The sequence below is a fragment of the Deinococcus seoulensis genome (assembly GCF_014648115.1).
Classification (GTDB): Bacteria; Deinococcota; Deinococci; order Deinococcales; family Deinococcaceae; genus Deinococcus; species Deinococcus seoulensis.
On record NZ_BMQM01000093.1, the window covers coordinates 1 to 673 of the forward strand.

1 protein-coding gene is annotated in these 673 nt (G+C 65.5%); it reads left to right on the forward strand.

Annotation, left to right across the window (positions count from 1 at the left end):
* Nucleotides 1-673 (forward strand): IS66 family transposase (locus IEY70_RS20830; protein ID WP_189066940.1); only part of this gene is annotated, 673 nt, incomplete at both ends.

The window sequence follows — 673 nt, forward strand, 5'->3', positions numbered from 1 at the left end:
ACGACGACACCGGCTGGCGGGTCGGCGCCCAGAACGCCTGGGTGGGCGCCTTCCGCAGCGCGGATGCCGTGCTGTTCCGCGCGAACCTGCGGCATACCAACGTGGAAGTCCGGGAAGGCCTGGGGCACAACTTCGCCGGCGTACTGATCAGCGACCGCTTCTCCTCGTACGACAGCCGCTACCTGCAGGACGTCCGACAGCAGAAGTGCCTGGCGCACCTGATCCGCAACGCGGATGAGGTCGCCGCTGTTCTCCAGCGGCAACCTGGACGGGGAGAGCTGTACGGGCAACGGGTCGCGCAGGTGTTCCGGGACGGCATCCGACTGCACCGGGACGTGACGACCGGGGTCTGTACGCGAGAGGAGTACGCGCAGCAGGGTGAGTTCCTCACCCTGCGTCTGGACGCCCTGCTGAACCGGGCACCACTGAAATCGAAAGCGAACGAGCGACTTCGACTGGGCATCCTGAAGCAGAGCGTGCTCGATCGGTTGTGGCGGTTCTTGAAGGACCCGGACATTCCACCGACGAACAACGCGGCGGAACGTGCCCTGCGGACGGTGGTGATGGCGAGGAAGGTCTCGCAGTGCAGCAAGAATGCAGTGGGCGCGCAGACGTATATTCGGATCAAGTCCACCGTGGAGACCGCGCGGTTGCGCGGTCAAGATCCCGTCGC